Below are 19,020 nucleotides of genomic sequence, written 5' to 3'. Positions count from 1 at the left end.
AGACGCTGGAGCATTCATGAATCGGAAGAACCCTACGGAGCCCGTAGGGTTCTTTTTCACATAGGCAACCACTGATTTTGTTTTTGAACCTTAATTGATTAAAAAAATTCTGATTTGTTATATTAGACCAAGTACCATTCCTCCTGCAGCTCCTATAAGAACAATAATCCATGGGGGAAGCTTCCAATATACAAGCATAATAAACAAAATGACGGCTAGAGCAAAATCACCCGGTTCCAAGATAGCCGTAGTCCATAAGGGATCATATAGTGCGGCCAGTAATATACCAACTACAGCTGCATTAATCCCTACCAAAGCTCCCTTGATTTTCGGACTATTCCGTAGACTGTTCCAAAACGGTAGTGCGCCAGCAACGAGAAGAAATGCCGGTAAAAATATTGCAGATGTAGCAATGATTGCTCCAGATAAGCCTCCTGCCATGGCACCAAGGTAACTAGCAAATGTAAACAGTGGCCCTGGTACCGCCTGCACGGCACCATACCCTGCAAGAAAATCAGCTTCACTTACCAAGCCAGTAGAGACAACTTCTCGTTCTAGAAGAGGCAGTACAACGTGACCTCCGCCAAACACCAAAGAACCCGTACGGTAAAAGCTATCAAACATCGTTAACCCTTCTATTTCACCCCATTGTCTTAAAAAAGGGAGTGAAATAAGGAGAATGAAAAATAAAGAGAGGCAGAGGATTCCAAGGGGCCGGCTTACTGTAATATGTAAATGAGGAGCAGTTGTCTCTTCTTTCTTACGGTATAACCATAACCCGAGAAGTCCAGCTGCAACAATGATGAGAACTTGACTATATGTCGTTTGCCAATAAAGTGTAATAACTGTAGCTATTACCGCTATCGTAACTCTGTCACGGTCAGGTGTAAGCTTTTGACCCATCCCTAGGATAGCATGTGCAACGATCGCTACAGCGACAATCTTCAATCCATGAATCCAACCGGTACTTTCTATGCCGTAGCCCTGTAGCAAATAGGCGAAGGCCACCAGTGCAATGATTGATGGTAGGGTGAAGCCTAACCAAGCCACTAAACCGCCTAGTAATCCAGCTCGTATAATTCCTACACCAATACCGACTTGACTGCTAGCTGGCCCGGGAAGAAACTGACAAAGCGCAACTAGGTCAGCATAACTTCGTTCATCCATCCATTTTCGACGACGGATGTACTCATTATGGAAATAGCCCAAATGTGCGATTGGTCCTCCAAAAGAGGTGAATCCGAGTTTTGTGGATACACTATAAACCTCAATTAGAGCAGCAATCTTTCCTTTCTTCTCGGTCTGTATCACCATTTCTTGATTCGCTTCCATACCGATTGCTTGCTCCTTTTATCTTTTTTTCACTCGTATTGAAATAAAATTCAATAACTTCGAAGAATGACATGAATTACTGATTACATTTTAAGCCTACAGCTGAATTGGATACAATCATTTTACAAAAACTTTACAAATACTAGCTTTGGGATTTTACCAACAATGTTGAATACGATTCAAATATGAATATTTAAGAACATGACCTATTTCCCCATAATCTACATTGACTTGGGTTTGTCTCACCCCTATGATGATTATTAATATAAAATAAATGGCACATTGAGGAGCGAAACATCATGGCTTTGGAGATCGAACGCAAGTTTCTGCTGCCGGAATTTCCGGAGCAGCTTATTCAAGCAGGCGAATTGAAGATTGTGACCCGGCATAATATCGATCAGACGTATCTGGCGATAGACGGCGGACAAGAGCTGCGGGTGCGTAAAATTACGGATCTGGACTCAGGTGAGGTAACATACACACATACGTTTAAGGACGGCAAAGGGATCAAACGTGAAGAGATCGAATATTTTATCTCGGAGGGTTTATATAATCAGATGATTGAGGCAGTAAATGCGGTAGCCTTGGTCAAAGAGCGGATTACGGCAGTGTGGAATGACACAACGGTTGAGATCGACGTCTATTCTCAGCTTAAATTGTCCGTTCTGGAGGTTGAATTTGAATCTTTGGAGGAAGCGGAAAGCTTCAAGGCGCCGCAATGGTTCGGCAAGGATGTCAGCACAGAACGGCATTACAGCAACAAAACCGTTTGGAAAGAGCTACAAAATAAGACAAAGAATTAACGGACTTTAGCGCGTAAACGTGGTAGTATATAGGGAAAACAGGCAACTATTAAGTGAAGCTTATATTTATATATAGTATATAGAGGGGTTCAGGAGGATGAGCATGAAGTATATAAGCACAAGAGGCAATGTGGAACCTAAAGGCTTTATCGATACGGTGTTGATGGGACTTGCCGATGACGGCGGTTTGATGGTTCCTTCCGAGATTCCTGTAGTTTCAGCAGCTACTTTAGAAGAGTGGAGAAGTCTTAGTTACCAGGAATTGTTTCTGAAGATTTTCGCCTATTACACTAATGATGAGATTCCTTTAGAAGATTTGCAGGAAATGGTCAATACTAGTTATGGTAATTTCCGCACGCCAGAAGTAACGCCTATTCAACAATTGAACGATTCTTTATATGTCTTGGAATTGTTCCATGGCCCTACTTTTGCCTTCAAAGATGTAGCACTGCAGTTTATGGGTGAGCTGTACTCGTATATTTCTAAAAAGCAGAACAAGATCATCCACATCCTCGGAGCAACCTCGGGGGATACTGGGGCGGCTGCCATTCAGGGCGTTCGCGGAAAAGAAGGAATCAAGATCTGTATTCTTCATCCCCATGGTAAGGTTAGTAAAGTGCAGGAGCTGCAGATGACTACGGTTGATGACAGTAATGTACTGAACCTGTCTGTTCATGGTAACTTTGATGATTGCCAAAAGGTGATTAAGGATCTGTTCGCGGATCTCGACTTTAAGAGTCGCTATCATCTGCGTGCGATCAACTCCATTAATTTTGTGCGTATTCTGGCGCAGACCGTCTATTATTTCTATGCGTATTTGCATGTTGATGGCAGCAACGAGAAGAAGATTAACATCAGCGTGCCTTCCGGCAACTTCGGTAATATTTTCTCAGGATATTTGGCTAAGCAAATGGGCTTACCGATTAACAAACTCATTATTGCTACGAATGAAAATAACATCTTGGAGCGTTTTGTGAACACTGGGGAATACAAACCAGGCGGCTTCACAAGTACGTACAGCCCTTCGATGGATATCCAAGTAGCGAGCAATTTTGAGCGGTATCTGTATTATTTGGTTGGCGAAGATTCCGAGAAGCTGTCTGCGTATATGTCCAAGCTGCAAACCGAGGGCAAGATTACGGTTGAAGGCGAGGCGCTTCAGCAGGTGCAGCAGGATTTTGCAGCGCTTGGCGTGAAGAATGACCAATGCTTGAATACAATTGCTAAGTATCAAAAAGAATATAGTTACCTGCTTGATCCGCATACTGCATGTGGAATCGCAGCTTACGAAGCTTTTAATGGTTCGGATGAGATTGGGATTACCTTTGCGACCGCACATCCAGCTAAGTTTGATGAGGCGATTACTCTGATCGACATTAAGCAGGAATTCCCGGCACAAATTAAAGCGTTGTTCGAGATGCCACAACACCAAACCGTAGTGGATCATGACAAGGATGAAATTGTGCGTCAATTGCAGGCTTTTTATAAATAAGTTGTAAATCCGTATGGCTCAGCAGGCTCCTGTTCTTAAGTTAAGAATGGGAGCCTTTTTACTGCATCCTTCGACAAATAATGTCGCTGTTTACTATGAATAGTTTGATATCGACAAAAGATGATGCAGCGGTGCTTTTTTTCACAAGGTGGATCTATCGGAATTTGTCGGAAATTTGTCCTGAAAAGTAGACATGACTACCCAGAGAGTGAGAAAATAGCATATAGAGTTTTAGTAAGAACTAAAAAGGACGGGATTATCATGACAATTCGTTTCGGGGTCATTGGAACAAACTTTATTACAGACCGCTTCGTGCAAGCCGGCTTGGAGAATGAGGAGTTTATCCTGACAGCCGTGTACTCCCGCACAATGGAGAAAGGTCAGGCCTTTGCTGCAAAATATGCTGGAGCTACAATTTATACGAATTTGGAAGATATGGTTTCCAGTAAAGATGTCGATGCTATTTACATTGCAAGCCCGAACTCCATGCATGCTGAGCAGGCGATTATGTGCTTAAACCATGGCAAACATGTGCTCTGTGAGAAACCGGCTGCCTCAAACAGTGCGGAGCTTAGAGCCATGATTGAAGCCGCTCAGAACAATGATGTGTTGTTGGTAGAAGCAATGAAATCGACATTTATGCCGAATTTCGGAGTGATCAGAGACAATTTGTATAAGATTGGCCAAGTACGTCGTTATTTTGCGAGCTATTGTCAATACTCATCGAGATATGATGCTTATCGGCAGGGAACGGTGTTAAATGCTTTTAATCCGGCATTCTCTAATGGCTCGTTGATGGATCTTGGCGTTTACTGCTTATATCCTATGGTAGTGTTGTTTGGGAAACCGAAGTCTGTAAAGGCCGTGGGTCTTATGCTGTCTTCCGGAGTGGATGGTGAAGGAAGTCTTGTCATGCAATATGATGATATGGATGCAGTTGTGATGCATTCCAAGATCGCTGATTCCTATTTGCCAGCCGAGATTCAAGGGGAAAGTGGTACAATGGTGATCGATAAGATCAACCAACCCTATCAAGTGAAGATTCATTATCGTGACGGGACCGTCGAGGAGCTTACACAGCCTCAGGTGTTCGAGTCTATGTATTATGAGGTTGAGGAATTTATCAACTTAATTAAGAATGGTGAACGGGAAAGCAGGGTTAATACACATGCGAATTCCTTGGCAGTAGCAGAAGTTATGGAGGAAGCCAGAGCACAGATCGGCCTCCGCTATGCCGCAGATCTATAAATAGAATGGGGAGCAGCACTTGAAGACTTTTAAAAAGGTATACATTGAGATAACAAGCGTCTGCAACCTAGCCTGCAGCTTTTGTCCACCAACCGCCCGAACGAAGAACTTTATGAAGCTCGATACTTTTAATACGATATTAGATGAAATTAAACCGCATAGTAATCATATTTACCTTCACGTAAAAGGTGAGCCATTGCTGCATCCAAAGATTGGTGAACTGCTGGATGCCGCACATGCCAAAGGGTTTAAGGTCAATATTACTACCAACGGTACGTTAATTCATAAGGCAGGCCCTAAGATTCTCGGCAAACCTGCACTACGACAGATGAACTTCTCTCTGCATAGCTTTGATGGGCATGAGGGATCTGAGAACCGCGAAGGGTATTTGGCGGAGATTATTTCTTTTGTACGGGAAGCCTCTGCGCAAGGCGTGATTATTTCCTTCCGGTTGTGGAATTTGACGGAGGATAACCTGACTAATCTAGAGAAGAATCGTAATCGTGAGACTCTTGCTATGCTAGAGGAAGCCTTTAATCTTGATTTTAAAATTGAAGAAAAGGTTGTACCTGGCAGCGGCGTCAAGATTGCTCCTCGGGTGTATCTCAATCAGGACCATGAGTTCCGTTGGCCTGCGCTGAACGAACCGGAGGACGACGGAAAAGGGTTCTGTCATGCGCTGCGCAGCCAAGCGGCAATCCTCGTGGATGGTACCGTTGTGCCGTGCTGTCTAGATGGTGAAGGGGTAATCAACCTCGGCAACATTCATGAGACTCCATTCTCAGAAATCGTAGAGGGCGAGCGAGCGAATAATCTATTCTATGGATTCTCTCGTAGAGAGGCAGTGGAAGAGCTGTGCCGTAAATGCGGATACCGGCAACGGTTCGGAAATTAAAGATTTGAATGTAAACAGAACTGGGACATGGCTATTTCATGAGTCCTGGTTCTGTTTTTTAATGAATGGGAGTGTATATATAATAATAAGTCTATATAGTCTCCACTTGGAGCGAAGGAGGAGTATATGCTGAAATCGCTGGAAGCCATCACCTTATACCGTGAAGGAATACAAGATCATTTGGAGGATAACCTCTGGCTGAAGCTTATCGTTCAAGCGGAGGAGCAAATTGTCAATTTGGAGCGTGTGGAATCTCTGGAGGAGCTAGATCGCAGGAATCCTGTACTGGATTATGTGGAACGCAGTCTGCTGATTCTGGACCAACTTCCCCGCTCTATTTGGATCAAAGAGCTTGTGGAAGAAACGTTAATTTGGTCAGAAACGGCTAAGGGTGGCACATTGAAGGAAAGGTTACTTTGGCAGGAGGAAGGCATTAATTGTTTTGTACATAATATGGGTTCCGCACAGTTATACGGGAAACATTTGAGCGGTAAGGTCTCTGAAACAAGTGCACTGGTTCATCGGCTTATTGAAACCCATGGACTGATAGGTCAGCAAATCCGTGGGGAGGTGCCTCCAGAAGTAAATAAGCCGCTCCGTGATCTTGTGGAAGAACAGTTACTGACTGCCGAGGAACTTGAACGCTTGCTAACCGCACTCAATCATTGCATCATCGGTGCTGTATCCCCCGAGCTCTGGCTGAATGTAGAGCATGAAGTGAAGCAGCTTATCGCTCTGATTTCATCCGGTGAACTTGCTAGTCCAATGCCGATGAAAGAAAGACTGCGCAGAATGCGGTTAGGTCCGATCTCTAGAGGAGAGGATTTCACTACGGAATGGGCAAAGCTGACACAGGAAGGCTTCCATGCGGAACGGTTAGAGTCTTTAAGTAAAACTATCTTCTGGTATGTGGAATCTGCAATGCAGACCTTCTCGTTGGAGCAATTTCTGAAGGTGATGTTGCTTGCAGCCCAAAGGGCTCAGCATGAACCCCTACGCCATATCAGTTTCGAGCAGGTAATGAACAGCATTTACTATGACTACAAGGGTGTTAAGAAGATCAATGTTTATAAGAAGCGGATTATAGAAAAATATTTAGCGGAGCTTACATGGGAAGATATTGAAAAAGGGACCTTACGTGATGAGAACCCTCATCTAATGCTTCGTCCTTATGCTAAGGAGTATCTGCCAGACACGGTATTTTTTCAGTTCCAATTTTCGGCAGCGGCAGAGAAGCTGATCGAATTCTGTATGGAAGCTGAAAAATCACCTTTATATGAACGTGCAGTACTGCTGTTATTCGATCTGTTCGAGCTGCGGAGGGATGCCTTCGACCGTTTTCATAATGAAGATACCTACTTAAGCCAAATGAATCATTCAGGAGATTATAAGGCTGTGATTCTGGAGCATGTCACTGGACAAAAAGTGCTGGATATCGGTCCGGGCGGCGGTGTGCTGCTGGATTTACTGGAAGAGCGTATGCCAGAGGTTACTCCTATCGGTATTGATATATCGAGCAATGTAGTGGAAGCTCTGCGGCAGCGCAAGCAACGGGAAGGGCGGCATTGGGAGGTCCAGCAGGGAGATGCGTTGAAGCTTAAAGATTTCGTGGAGGCTGGAACGGTGGACACGGTGATTTTTTCTTCGATTTTGCATGAACTATATTCTTATGTGCCGCTTAACGGTAAAAAGTTCAATCATGATACCGTTTCGGCCGCTCTGCGAAGTGCTTTTGATGTATTGTCAGTGGGCGGGGTTATCATTATCCGCGATGGGATAATGACCGAGCCCACAGCATTGCTGCGGAGAGTTCGCTTTCTGGAGGAGGACGGTATGGCGTGGCTGGAGCGTTATGCGAAGGATTTTGCCGGACGTCAGATTCAGTATCAAAGATTAGGAGAGCAAGAAGTACTCATGCCTGTTAATGATGCTATGGAATTTTTATATACGTATACTTGGGGCGAGGAGGCTTATATTCATGAGGTACAAGAACAGTTTGGTTATTTTACGCCTGCGAAATTCGCCTCATTTATTGATCAGACTTTAGGAAAGCAGGCAAAGATTGAAGTCTTCCGGCATTACTTGCAAGAAGGTTATACCGAAGCGCTGCATGACAGAGTAAGGTTCATGGATGAGAGCGGACAGGAAGTGGCGCTACCGGACAGCACCTGCTTTATTGTGATTCGGAAGGAATAGTTGAACAATATAAAGTCATCTGCATATAAAAAAGCAATCGGCAAACCCTTTGATGTGGTAGAGGTCCGATTGCTTTTTCTATATATAGAATTTTGTTTTTGTTAGATTAGTATTTCTAGCTGCGATTTATCAGAATCTTCGGCTAAACGCTGAATTTCTTGATAGGTGGCTAATTTCTCAGACCGTTCCTGATCTTTAATTTTATCTCCGGTTTCTTGTATGGTATCGCCTAACGTTTCATTCATTTCCGATATTCTATCTTCGATTTTGGATAACTGCTCACGTTTGGCTGTTGCGGAATGAGTAGAACGAGCTTCATCCAATTCGATTTCCTTGGTCAGAACTCTTGCCTCGCCATGCATCTTAGTGTGGGTAGAAGAAACAACCTCCATTTGAGAAACATTTTGGCTTATAGCAACAATCGTATTCAATCTTTCGTTTTGTACCTCTTGCTCGGTTTTAGGTTCATCCGATGGATCTGCTTTCTGAGCATTTTCTAAGCTCTTTTGTTGCTCTTCGAAGGCGTGTTTTGCAATTTGTTGGTCAATCGTTTGGAGCTGTTTATCGAATTCCTTAAGTTGATCTTGAATAGAATCAAGGTTATGTGAGTTTTTGGTGGTTCTTTCAATTAGGCTGTTCTTGCTATCGATGATACTCTGTTTTTGTTTAAGTAGAGAATCAACCATTCCGCTCATTTTAGATTGATTTTGAAAAGCTGCTTTTGCAGATTTGCTTATCGATAAGTGGTCTCCGCTACCGCTTGTCTTACTGTTTGAATTTATGGTTTTATCGTTAGTTTGATGACTACCAGCTACATTTAGTCTCGTTCCCATAGCAGTGGTCATATTCGTTATATGCATGGCTCATTCTCCTCCTACGACGGTAAGATCTATTTATAATATATCGGTAGATGAACAAGAAGAATTAATAAAGAGAGCCGTTAGCTAAGTCGAACAGCAAGATGTCAACGGGACTCCTTCCTAAACTCCGAAGGCGAGCATTTCATCGCTCTGCGAAATACTTTAATAAAATAGCTTACATTATCAAATCCGACTTCGAATGCGATGTCGGATATTTTTCTGTCGCTTTGTTGCAGTAGATCGGCGGCTTGGCGAATCCGGTAAGAGTTAATGTAATCCACAGGAGTCTTTCGGGTCATTTCTTTGAAAAAACGGCAGAACTGTCCCTCGCTCATGGGAATCAGCTCAGAGAGATCACGAGTTCGAATCGGCTCCTGATAGTTATCCTGAATATAGAGAATAATCTTCTTAAGTCGATTGATTTTAGTAGTATCAGCGTCATCCAGCTGGCTGCGGTTTACAAAACGATCCTCTGGGGCAATCAGCGAGAGCATGATGAGCAACGTGCCTTTAATAAAAGCTTCAAACCCGGGAGATTGCGCAGCGTAGGCGTCCATCATGCGTTCTAAGTGCCCGAGAAGTTCATGTTGCCATTTCACAGCTGGTGTTAGGTGGCGAGGAAAGCTTTGTCTTTTCTCCTGAAGGGGTAAGATGGTGTTCTGCTGGATCGTATCATATTGGGCACTAGCCAGAAGATCAGGAAGAAACACGAGCGCACAAAATTTGCAGGGTGTGTCTTCGTTAAGTACATAGGCAGCGTGAATATCACCGGACTCGATAAATACAGCCTCACCGGCTTTAAGTGGGAAATATTCGGTATCCACCTGAAACAGAATCTCACCTTCGAGCAGCATAAAAAACTCCGCTTCTTCATGCCAATGGGTATCGAGGACATGTGTTCCAGCCGGTAATTCTATCCAATAAGCTGCAAGCGGAAACATGCTATCGCCATGCACTCTGTCTTCTTTTAGCAAACTCTGGGTTGTACGGTCCATAAATGCCACCTCTTTCGGAAAAAACATCAAAATAGTGTTATAAATGAGCTATATAGTATTAGTTTTGTTTATTTTTTATCGGTATAATGCAACTATAAACACCAAATTGAAAGGTGGCAAGTACACAATGAAATTCACTGATGGTCTCTGGCTGGTGCGTGATGGTATCACGATTAACGGTGCAGTTCAAAATTATGTTGTAGAAAAGACTCCAGAAGGATTAACAGCAATTACTCAAACCACTCCAATCACAGGGCGTTCAGCGACGCTGAACTCAACCCTGCTTACTGTAAAATTTCATTCCCCGCTTCCAGGTGTGGTAGGGGTTAAGATTATTCATCATGATGGCGTACAAGAACGCGGTCCAGTCTTCGAACTCACAAAAGGTACTGGAGATCATGTTAAGATTGAAGAAACCGATTCCGAGACTGTACTGATCAGCGGCGGACTTCGTCTAGTGATTCGCAAAGGCCAACAATGGGCTGTGGATTTCTATCGTGGAGACGAGAGAATTACAGGCAGCGGTTTCAAGTCCATGGCTTATATCACAGATCAAGACGGCAACACGTATATGCGTGAAGAGCTGGATCTCGGTGTAGGTGAATTCGTATATGGTTTGGGCGAGCGTTTTACCGCTTTTGTAAAGAATGGACAGACCGTAGATCTTTGGAACAAAGACGGTGGTACTAGCTCCGAGCAAGCTTATAAGAACGTTCCTTTCTATGTAAGCAGCAAAGGCTATGGTGTATTTGTTAACCATCCTGAGTTGGTTTCTTATGAGATCGCTTCGGAAAAAGTGAAAAAAGCGCAATTCAGTGTAGCTGGAGAAAGCCTGGAATACTTCGTGATTGATGGTCCTACCATTAAGGAAGTGATCAGTAACTATACCTCACTTACTGGCAAACCTGCACTTCCGCCAGCTTGGACATTCGGCCTGTGGCTGACGACTTCTTTCACTACCGACTACGATGAAGCAACCGTAAACTCTTTCGTAGATGGTATGGCAGAGCGCGATTTGCCACTGAGTGTATTCCACTTCGATTGTTTCTGGATGCGTGAATATCAATGGACCGATTTCCAGTGGGATGAGCGCGTATTCCCTGATCCAGTAGGCATGCTGAAACGCCTGAAAGAAAAAGGGCTGAAGATCTGCGTATGGATCAACTCTTATATCGGGCAACGTTCCCGCTTGTTTGAAGAAGGCAAGAAAAATGGTTACCTGCTCAAAAAACCTAACGGTGACGTTTATCAATGTGATCTTTGGCAAGCGGGAATGGCGCTGGTGGACTTCACCAACCCTGCGGCTTGTGAATGGTATGCCGGCTACCTGCGTGATTTGGTAGATATGGGTGTAGATAGCTTCAAGACAGACTTCGGCGAGCGTATTCCTACAGATGTAGTTTACTTCGATGGATCTGATCCGATGAAAATGCACAACTATTACACGCAACTGTACAACAAGGTTGTATTTGAAGTGCTTGAAGAGAAGCTTGGTAAGAATGAAGCAGCATTGTTCGCACGTTCTGCAACTGCCGGTGGCCAACAGTTCCCGGTTCACTGGGGCGGTGACTGCTACGCAGATTATGAATCCATGGCGGAGAGCCTTCGTGGTGGATTGTCTCTGGGCTTGTCAGGTTTCGGTTTCTGGAGTCATGATATCGGCGGATTCGAGAACACGGCTCCGGCACATGTATTCAAACGCTGGTTGGCGTTTGGACTATTGTCCAGTCACAGCCGTCTGCATGGTAGCACTTCGTACCGTGTGCCTTGGGCTTATGATGATGAAGCTTGTGATGTTACCCGTTTCTTCACCAAACTTAAATGTAGCTTGATGCCATATCTGTATGATGTAGCAGGACAGGCTCATGAACATGGCTGGGCTTCTATGCGGGCTATGGTTATGGAATTTCCGGAAGATCCTACCTGCGAGGTGTTGGATCGTCAATACATGCTAGGTGAATCCTTGCTTGTAGCCCCTATCTTCCAAGAAAACGGTGAAGCGAAGTACTACTTGCCGGCTGGTCGCTGGACTCACCTGCTTACTGGTGAAACCGTACAGGGCGGATCATGGCGCAAAGAGAAATATGATTTCTTTAGCCTGCCACTATTCGTTCGCCAGAATTCCTTGCTGGCAATTGGCAGTGTGGATAACAAACCAGATTACGACTATGCGAATGGCGTGAAATTTGGCTTGTATTCACTTGAAGATGGCACCACGACTTCTGCAACCGTTCGTGATCTTAAAGGTGCTCCTGAATTGACTGTGAAGGCTGACCGTAAAGGCGGTACGTTAACAGTTACTGCGGAAGGCAGCGGTAAAGAATTCTCGCTTTCCCTTAAAGATCTGGGAGCTATCGCTTCTGTAGAAGGTGCAGAGCAAGTAGATGAAAATACAGTAAAAGTAAACGCAGGTGCAAAAACCGTATCGTTTACGATCACATTGAAATAAGATTGTTTCTTAAAGCATATTGATATAGCCATAACCTCTCTTGTAAACAGGGTGGACGATCTGTTCCCTTAGTTTATTGGAGAGGTTTTAGTGTTACAATCTTACTGAATAACGGGGGAAACGTTATGGATACTAATTTAACCAAGGGAAGTGGAGTATTGAACCAGACGGATTATACCTCAGCAACGGTTCTTTCAACTGCAGCGAATTTTATAATGAATAGGCAAGAACCGTTTACGCATACGTTCCGGACTTATATTCGTTTAAGGGAAAATGGTACGTTAAAGTTAAAGTTCTGGCATAGCAATGCGGTGGATTCTACATGGGATCAAGGGCAAGAAGCTGTAGGCAGTGAACCTGGAGGCGACTGGGTTATCGAGACAGCTTATATCGCTGACGGAGGAACAGAACCAGACGGAACGATAACTGAAAATACACAGCATGCGCTTACCTTTGAGGGCAAAGCCTCAAAAACCGTTGCGGCTGGTGAATGTTTCTGGAGTGATGAGACAAGCATTGTTCTACCGGAGGGTCATTACTTGGCGTTTACGTGGACGATTAAGACGCTCACTGCAGGCAAATCGATTCCTTTCAATGTAGAAGGGATGCTGGCTACAGCTTATGACGGGCCTGGAAATCTTGCTGCACAGCAATCAGCGGATGGTTTTACTGTGTCTGATAATCTTTTGGTACTGCCAAGCTTTATTGGGTATAAGAAATCTGTTACCAAGAGACTAGTATTTCTGGGGGATTCGATTACTCAAGGTGTGCGGACCTTAAAGGATGCGTACGAATATTGGGTTGCGAGAATTGCGGATGGCCTTAGCACGGATATTGGGGTATGGAATCTCGGCTCTGGCTGGGCTAGAGCTTATGATGTGGCCGCGGATGGCCCATGGCTAAACAAAGCTAAGCAGAGTGATGAAGTGATGATCGTACTCGGAGTAAATGACATTGATATTGGCTGCCGTTCGGCGGACGAGCTTCTTGATGATTTGCAGACCCTTATTTCTAAGATCAAGGGGGCAAATGCTGAAGCTAGTATTATTCTAGGTACGGTACCGCCATTCAATTTCCAGGGCGAGAGAGAAGAGACTTGGCGCAAGGTGAATCGTGAGATTTTGTCCAATCCGCCTATAGGTGTGAGCCGGGTGTTTGATATAGCAAGCCTATTATCATTACCTGCACCAGATGATCATCTTATCAGACCGGAGTATATGAGTGGAACAGACGACCCGCATCCGAATGGCGAAGCCGGCAAGACGGTTGCGGACGCCTTTTTAAAAATATAAGAATTTAAGTTTCACGCTATACATTATCCTTATATTTCTGCGAGAAACGGTTGTCTTCCATATAAGGAGACAATCGTTTTCTCGTAGCGAGGTATGAATTAAATTTTAGTCTGGTTTCGGTAGTCCTTAGGTGATGCCCCAATCTGTTTCTTGAAGACCTTGCTAAAGTATTTCACATCATGAAACCCGACCATTTCAGAAATTTGCGACAGCCTAAGCCGAGGGTTCTGCATAAGCAGCTTAGCTTTATCTATCCGGATGTTAACGATATAATCAGAGAAATTAATGCCGTATTCCTGTTTAAATCGGCGTGATATATATTCGCGGCTAACATAGAACTTACTGGCAACCTCCTGTAGGGAAAGATCGGAGGCGTAATTGAGTTCAATATATTTCACGATGTCATGCATAGGATTACGTTCTTTAGCTTGTTTAGCCGAGAATACTTCTGACAGTCGCTCCATCAGGTCAAATGACCAGTCACGCCAGGCAAATAAGGAGAACGAGTATCCGTTCGTATAAGGGGCCGGATGAAGATGGTCGGCCTGTTCTAGCTCGGCTAGTGCGCTATCGGCATCAGGGCCTAACATTTCACGTACTAACTGGGAACGGAATAAAAGAGCATCATTCTTCCATGAGTTTAGGATCTCTGGTGTAACAATACCACCTCGGCCAAGCTCGTCTACCCAGTGCTGCGCTGCTGAGGATATAACTTCAGGGCTTCCGCTGATGACTGCCATTTTCCAATCCTCCTTCACACGAGCAAAGATCGTCGGAGATGCATTTCCTTGAATTTTTGGCTTTGAGATTTCATTTCGCTCTTTAAACTCTTCAGAAGAACTGGAGAAATGGCAGTAATCCTCATGAACTAATAAATTTCGACGCTGCAGGGCCTCGGCCACTTCTGCACGCTGAGAAGGTAATTGCTTAGGCAGGCTACCGATACAGCTAATTCCGAAATGCATTCGGACCTGTAGGGTAGCGTAGATACCCTGATTAATTTTACCTATAAGCTCGACAACTGACGTTTGAATATCCCATAGAATAATGGCAATCTCCGAAGGACCTCCCCAGTAACGAAAGGCCACACCCTTATGCTGACCTTGTAGAAATTCATTGCATATATTGACGATTGCGTAATTCATGAGCCCAGTGTCTCCTCCAAAACGTTTGAGCAGGAGATTATTTCCTGTGTCTGTCTGCACCAGGATTAAGCGCGAAGTGAGGACATTGTCCGGGATAATGTCATCGTTACATAATCTTCGGAAGGATAATTCCGAGTTGATCGGATCATCGATTAACGCGGATAGAAGCTTTTCTCCGTAGATGGGCTTGAACTCATTGAGCTGAATACTCTGCTTCTGTCGCTCGCTCCGATCAGCTTCCTCTGAACGCCAGGCAGTCACTGCCTTAGCGACTGCAACATTGATGGCCTCTGCTTCAATGGGTTTAAGGATGTAATCAATCCCTCCATGGCGTACGGTCTGGCGGACGAACTCGAAGTCATTATGTCCGCTGACCACAATAAACTTGGTGTTGCCGGCAAATTCGTTAACCCATGTCATTAACTCTATGCCATTGCCGGAATCCATCATCATGTCCATAATGACTAAGGCGGGTTTTGCTTGCCGAATAATCTCTATGGCCTCATTTCCGTTTCCGGCTTCCAGAATCCCATCGATTTGATGCGCGTCCCAGTCAACAAGAAGTCTAACTGCTTTTCTAACTCTGGCTTCGTCATCAACAATTAACGCCTTCATATCGTCTCACGCTCCGCTATAATGTCTATTTCCAGTCTTACAACCACTCCACCCGCTCTGAGGTTGTCCACAGTCAAGAGGGCACTGTCTCCGCATACTAGCTTGAGCCGTGCCAGAACGTTCGGCAGACCAATACCAGATCCAGCAGCTTCCTTGTCTTGCTCAGAATTTCTTAATAAATCAATATCTGTTCTAGTGGAATGTTGAAGTTTCTGCCGTAGAAGATCCAGTTTCGCAGAAGGAATGGCATTTCCGTTGTTTTGGATACGAATTTCCATCCGCTTGTCACCTGCTCTTGCTGAGGTGATCTCAATGAATCCATCCGTACGGGAATGATTAAACCCATGTTTGAAATAATTTTCTACAATAGGCTGCAGAATCATTTTAGGCATAAATGTCTCTAAAAGAGATTCCTCCATATCGTAACGGAAACTGAATTTATTTTCAAAACGTTCCTTTTGCAATTCAATATAAGCTTTGACATGATCCAGCTCGTCTTTAACGGTGACAATCTTCTCCTCATTGTACATGCTGTAACGCATCATTTTCGCAAGCGCCGAAAGAAGAGAATAGATTTGGGGTACCTTAAGCTCCAAGGCAAGCGTACCGATGATTTGCAAGGTGTTGTTGAGAAAATGCGGATTGATCTGCGCTTGCAAAGCCCGCAGCTCATTCGTTTTATTCGTTAATTCAAGCTTATACTCTCTCAGGATCAGATTGTTGATCGTATCCATCATACTGCGGAACCGCTCTGTAACGACACCGATCTCGTCTTTGCCCATGGGGCGGATATCGATATCAAGCTTCCCGGTCTGGACCTGATTCATATAGCGGGTCAACTGCTTAATCGGGGCTGTGATTCGAAAAGAGATTAGGATTGTTAGTGTAGTAATGGTAATCAACAGCAGGACCATCAGTGCTATATTAATCTTTGCCGCTTCATTGGCTTCTCGGAAAAGATAGGAAACAGGAATCTGCTTTACCAGTGTCCATTTCAATCCTGGACCTTCGATATTCTGGTAAATAAACATGGCTTTATCCTCTTCAAAGTAGCCCTGTGGGCTAGGATTTCCCGCGATGTGTGCATTGTACCAATTACCTTTCAGTTTCTTACCGTATTCTTCGCTATTGTCCCCATAGACAATGTTTCCGCTGCCATCCAGCAGCCAGATGTTCTCTTGCTTCTGGTCATATAACTGACTGATGATGTCGGTTAGCGCTGTTAGCTTGACATCAATCGACAGGTAGCCAAGTGCCTTTGTGGTAGGGACCTTTTCAATTCTTCTATGCAAGGTAAACACTGGTTCCGGTACGAACTGCGGGATCGGTGCCGTTAGGCCGTAGCTATGACTTATATGTGTGCTCTGTATGGATACCGTAGACTCGGTAGTGATTTTGGAGTCAGGATAAGGTGGGATACCCTGCCAACGTTTCGGTGTACTCTGGGTAAGCAGAGTAGCTGTGTTTTCTTTGACACCGTATAAATAGACCTGAGAGATGTCAGGCATAGAGGATGAAATATAATTCAGAGAAGAGTAGATTCGTGCATTGGCTAGCATATCCTCGTATCCGGCTTCCAGTGACCTGTAGAATTCTGAATCTGAATAAACGATAAGGGAGAGTCGATTCAGCTCCTGAATCAGACTTTGGATATTTTTAGTGCCTTGAAAGAGAAGATTCGTATTCTCATCTACTGCTCTTGTTCTTAAGGATTGAGTACTAAAGTGGTAACTTATAAACATTGTGGCCATAATGCAGATTAAAGTTGGGAGTAGGATGAAAACGATCATTTTTGTGCGAATCGTGTTCCATTTCATCGAAATTTGTCACATCCGATCAATATTTTACACCTGAAAGATCACTTCCGTAGGTGTGAGGTAGCCTCAAAAAAACAGATAATATGTGTATAAAGCATAAACAAGTAAGTGAGCAAAAGAAAGGGGGGGACAATAAATGCGCGGCACTAAGTTGTCCCAGTTAGGTCAACAAGCATTTTTCGTTGGTCCTGCAGTCTTGTTTTTTACCTTAATAACGATTATCCCATTCATCATGGGGATGTATTACTCTTTCACAGACTGGAACGGTGTATCTGGTCATGTAAGTTGGGTCGGATTTCAAAACTTCTCCACTATATTTACGAATGACCCCGACTTCTGGTCTTCCTTTTGGTTTACAGTAAGATTTACTGTGTTAGGTGTTGTTTTGACTAACGTGGTAGGATTCTTCCTAGCTTATCTGTTAACGAAACCTTTAAAGACACGGAACATGCTTCGGACTATTTTCTTTATGCCGAACGTTATTGGGGGATTGTTGCTTGGGTTCATCTGGCAATTTATCTTCATCAAAGGGTTCGCAACGATGGGAGAACTCACCGGCTGGTCGTTCTTTAATCTTCCTTGGCTGGGTGATGCAACAACCGGCTTCTGGGCGATTGTGATGGTTTTTGTTTGGCAGTCATCTGGTTATCTGATGGTTATCTACATCGCTTCTCTAAGTAACGTATCGAAAGAAGTATTGGAAGCGGCTGATATTGATGGTGCCTCCCGTTGGCAGGTCCTGCGCAGCATTGTAGTTCCATTGATCATGCCTGCTGTAACTATCGGTTTGTTCCTAGCGATTTCTTGGTCCTTCAAAATGTTCGACCTTAACCTTTCCTTGACGAAAGGTGGACCGTTCAAATCTACAGAGTCGGTTGCCATGAATATTTACAATGAAGCCTTCCTGAACAATCGTTACGGTCTGGGTACTGCTAAAGCGCTGCTGTTCTTTGTTATCGTAGCGATTATCACTCTGATTCAGGTCCGTATTACGAAGAGCAAGGAGGTAGAAGCTTAATGAACGCTAAGTCAAAAGGCAGATGGAATATCGGCGTAGAGGTGTTGATGATTCTTCTTGCCCTTCTCTTCCTCTCTCCATTTTATTTCTTACTTGCGAACTCAGTGAAATCCTTCGGTGAAATTCTGAGTGATGCCGCAAGCTGGCCACAGACATTTATGTGGTCGAACTATACAAATGCTTGGAAATTGGCACGGTTTGGTGAAGCTTTCCGAAATTCGGTTATCATAACGGTTATCAGTGTTATTCTGATCTCTCTGTTTAGTGCGATGGCTTCTTATCGTATGGTTCGGGCGAATACGAAATTCAATCAATTTTTGCTGCTGTTGTTCGTAGCTGCAATGGTTGTTCCGTTTCAAACGATCATGATTCCAATCTTGAAAGTCGTAAATGTAATTGGAGTAAACAACTCCTTCCTAGGATTGATCATTACGAATCTAGGGATCAGTGTTCCAATGGCAATCTTCCTGTTCCACGGTTTTATCAAGTCCGTTCCGCTTGAAATCGAAGAGGCGGCAACAGTTGACGGATGTAATCCAATTACCGTATTCTTCCGCATAGTACTTCCCTTGCTGAAGCCAATGGTAATGACAACGATCGTGCTGAATGCACTTGGAATATGGAATGATTATCTGCTGCCTTCCTTGATTCTTCAGGCACCAGAACTTCGTACCATTCCGCTGGCGACCTTCTCCTTCTTTGGTCAATACACCAAGCAATGGGATATGGCGCTTCCGGCTCTCGTAATCGGGATTGCTCCAATTATCATCTTCTATCTGTTTATGCAGCGTTACATTGTTGAGGGAATAGCGGCTGGCTCGGTGAAAGGTTAACACCGAGCCCTCCGTTCCAAATATTGTAGA

General features: G+C 44.2%; 14 protein-coding genes. 9 read left to right on the top strand and 5 right to left on the bottom strand.

The window, feature by feature from the left end; genetic code table 11:
- Nucleotides 1–117: 117 nt before the first annotated feature.
- Nucleotides 118–1,332, bottom strand: a complete 1,215-nt coding sequence (locus tag CA598_RS03975; protein WP_094875479.1) for a chromate transporter — start codon at nt 1,330–1,332, stop codon at nt 118–120.
- Nucleotides 1,333–1,631: 299 nt separating this feature from the next.
- On the opposite strand from CA598_RS03975, the gene CA598_RS03970 reads away from it, so the two are divergent.
- The 5 genes from CA598_RS03970 (at nt 1,632) to CA598_RS03950 (ending at nt 7,966) form a co-directional block, all read left to right on the top strand.
- The gene (locus tag CA598_RS03970) at nt 1,632–2,135 is read left to right on the top strand and encodes a CYTH domain-containing protein (RefSeq protein WP_094875478.1); all 504 of its coding nucleotides are present in this window, start codon (nt 1,632–1,634) and stop codon (nt 2,133–2,135) included.
- Nucleotides 2,136–2,238: 103 nt separating this feature from the next.
- Nucleotides 2,239–3,627, top strand: a complete 1,389-nt coding sequence (thrC, locus tag CA598_RS03965; RefSeq protein ID WP_094870759.1) for a threonine synthase — start codon at nt 2,239–2,241, stop codon at nt 3,625–3,627.
- Between the two features lie 261 nt (nt 3,628–3,888).
- Entirely contained in the window at nt 3,889–4,875 is a 987-nt protein-coding gene (locus CA598_RS03960) for a Gfo/Idh/MocA family protein (protein WP_094870760.1), read from the top strand.
- Between the two features lie 19 nt (nt 4,876–4,894).
- Nucleotides 4,895–5,770, top strand: coding sequence for a radical SAM/SPASM domain-containing protein (locus tag CA598_RS03955; protein WP_094875477.1), 876 nt, complete (start codon nt 4,895–4,897; stop codon nt 5,768–5,770).
- A gap of 126 nt (nt 5,771–5,896) precedes the next feature.
- Nucleotides 5,897–7,966: a class I SAM-dependent methyltransferase gene (locus CA598_RS03950; protein WP_094875476.1), complete on the top strand. Its 2,070-nt coding sequence runs from the start codon at nt 5,897–5,899 to the stop codon at nt 7,964–7,966.
- 101 nt (nt 7,967–8,067) lie between these two features.
- Here CA598_RS03950 and CA598_RS03945 read toward each other — a convergent pair whose 3' ends face one another.
- Nucleotides 8,068–8,826 (bottom strand): hypothetical protein, encoded by a 759-nt coding sequence (locus tag CA598_RS03945; RefSeq protein WP_094875475.1) that lies wholly within the window; start codon nt 8,824–8,826, stop codon nt 8,068–8,070.
- A gap of 104 nt (nt 8,827–8,930) precedes the next feature.
- Nucleotides 8,931–9,821, bottom strand: coding sequence for an AraC family transcriptional regulator (locus CA598_RS03940; protein WP_094875474.1), 891 nt, complete (start codon nt 9,819–9,821; stop codon nt 8,931–8,933).
- A 127-nt stretch (nt 9,822–9,948) separates the two neighbouring features.
- On the opposite strand from CA598_RS03940, the gene yicI reads away from it, so the two are divergent.
- Together yicI and CA598_RS03930 are read left to right on the top strand one after the other, a co-directional pair.
- Nucleotides 9,949–12,270, top strand: coding sequence for an alpha-xylosidase (gene yicI / locus CA598_RS03935; protein WP_094875473.1), 2,322 nt, complete (start codon nt 9,949–9,951; stop codon nt 12,268–12,270).
- A 125-nt stretch (nt 12,271–12,395) separates the two neighbouring features.
- Entirely contained in the window at nt 12,396–13,562 is a 1,167-nt protein-coding gene (locus CA598_RS03930; RefSeq protein WP_094875472.1) for an SGNH/GDSL hydrolase family protein, read from the top strand.
- 98 nt (nt 13,563–13,660) lie between these two features.
- On the opposite strand, the gene CA598_RS03925 is transcribed toward CA598_RS03930, so the two are convergent.
- Entirely contained in the window at nt 13,661–15,322 is a 1,662-nt protein-coding gene (locus CA598_RS03925; protein ID WP_094875471.1) for a helix-turn-helix domain-containing protein, read from the bottom strand.
- A complete protein-coding gene (locus CA598_RS03920; RefSeq protein WP_094875470.1) occupies nt 15,319–17,139 on the bottom strand; it encodes a cache domain-containing sensor histidine kinase in 1,821 nt (606 codons plus the stop codon). The genes CA598_RS03925 and CA598_RS03920 overlap by 4 nt, the downstream gene beginning before the upstream one ends.
- 136 nt (nt 17,140–17,275) lie before the next feature.
- Between CA598_RS03920 and CA598_RS03915 the strand changes: the two genes are divergently transcribed.
- Together CA598_RS03915 and CA598_RS03910 are read left to right on the top strand one after the other, a co-directional pair.
- Entirely contained in the window at nt 17,276–18,157 is an 882-nt protein-coding gene (locus tag CA598_RS03915) for a carbohydrate ABC transporter permease (protein WP_094870769.1), read from the top strand.
- Nucleotides 18,157–18,990: a carbohydrate ABC transporter permease gene (locus CA598_RS03910; RefSeq protein ID WP_094870770.1), complete on the top strand. Its 834-nt coding sequence runs from the start codon at nt 18,157–18,159 to the stop codon at nt 18,988–18,990. The genes CA598_RS03915 and CA598_RS03910 overlap by 1 nt, the downstream gene beginning before the upstream one ends.
- The last annotated feature ends 30 nt before the right edge of the window (nt 18,991–19,020 follow it).

Origin of the sequence: Paenibacillus sp. VTT E-133291 (genome assembly GCF_002264395.1) — a bacterium.
Lineage (GTDB): Bacteria > Bacillota > Bacilli > Paenibacillales > Paenibacillaceae > Paenibacillus_AQ > Paenibacillus_AQ nitricinens.
The sequence above is the reverse complement of the archived record's forward strand: the minus strand, read 5'-3'. Positions and strand labels throughout refer to the sequence as shown.

Coding starts and splice junctions, on each gene's coding strand:
- CA598_RS03950 (WP_094875476.1), top strand. CDS start 5,897: ATGCTGAAATCGCTGGAAGCCATCACCTTATACCGTGAAGGAATACAA.
- thrC (WP_094870759.1), top strand. CDS start 2,239: ATGAAGTATATAAGCACAAGAGGCAATGTGGAACCTAAAGGCTTTATC.
- CA598_RS03970 (WP_094875478.1), top strand. CDS start 1,632: ATGGCTTTGGAGATCGAACGCAAGTTTCTGCTGCCGGAATTTCCGGAG.
- CA598_RS03945 (WP_094875475.1), bottom strand. CDS start 8,826: ATGCATATAACGAATATGACCACTGCTATGGGAACGAGACTAAATGTA.
- yicI (WP_094875473.1), top strand. CDS start 9,949: ATGAAATTCACTGATGGTCTCTGGCTGGTGCGTGATGGTATCACGATT.
- CA598_RS03940 (WP_094875474.1), bottom strand. CDS start 9,821: ATGGACCGTACAACCCAGAGTTTGCTAAAAGAAGACAGAGTGCATGGC.
- CA598_RS03960 (WP_094870760.1), top strand. CDS start 3,889: ATGACAATTCGTTTCGGGGTCATTGGAACAAACTTTATTACAGACCGC.
- CA598_RS03920 (WP_094875470.1), bottom strand. CDS start 17,139: ATGAAATGGAACACGATTCGCACAAAAATGATCGTTTTCATCCTACTC.
- CA598_RS03925 (WP_094875471.1), bottom strand. CDS start 15,322: ATGAAGGCGTTAATTGTTGATGACGAAGCCAGAGTTAGAAAAGCAGTT.
- CA598_RS03930 (WP_094875472.1), top strand. CDS start 12,396: ATGGATACTAATTTAACCAAGGGAAGTGGAGTATTGAACCAGACGGAT.
- CA598_RS03975 (WP_094875479.1), bottom strand. CDS start 1,332: ATGGAAGCGAATCAAGAAATGGTGATACAGACCGAGAAGAAAGGAAAG.
- CA598_RS03910 (WP_094870770.1), top strand. CDS start 18,157: ATGAACGCTAAGTCAAAAGGCAGATGGAATATCGGCGTAGAGGTGTTG.
- CA598_RS03915 (WP_094870769.1), top strand. CDS start 17,276: ATGCGCGGCACTAAGTTGTCCCAGTTAGGTCAACAAGCATTTTTCGTT.